Annotated in this window: 1 protein-coding gene; it reads left to right on the top strand. The window is 37.5% G+C overall.

Annotation, left to right across the window (positions count from 1 at the left end; translation table 11 throughout):
• A partial coding sequence (locus tag KSU54_RS18700; protein WP_217751474.1) for a prealbumin-like fold domain-containing protein occupies positions 1–333 on the top strand: 333 nt, incomplete at both ends.

A 333-nucleotide genomic window follows, 5' to 3' on the forward strand; every position in this document is an offset into this window, starting at 1 on the left:
GGTGTTCCAATGGAAATCGTAGATGCCAAAACTGGTGAACAAGTTTATAACTGGATCACAGATGATAATGATCTAGAAATCGACGGATTGCCAGCTGGTGATTATATCTGGCGTGAGGTAAATGCTCCAGAAGGTTATGTTTTAGCAAAACCTATCGAGTTCACTGTCAAAGATGGAGATATTCAAGATATTGAAATGAAGAATTTCAGTGTTGAGTTTGCGAAAAACGGAAACGATGGCAACAAACTTTTAAAAGGAGGGGAATTCCAGGTAATAAGTACTAAAACTAAACAGATCACTGATAAATGGACAAGCGGTGAACATATTTTCGAT

Source organism: Erysipelatoclostridium sp. MSK.23.31, assembly GCF_019125875.1.
In the GTDB taxonomy this organism is placed as follows: Bacteria; Bacillota_I; Bacilli_A; order Erysipelotrichales; family Coprobacillaceae; genus Thomasclavelia; species Thomasclavelia ramosa.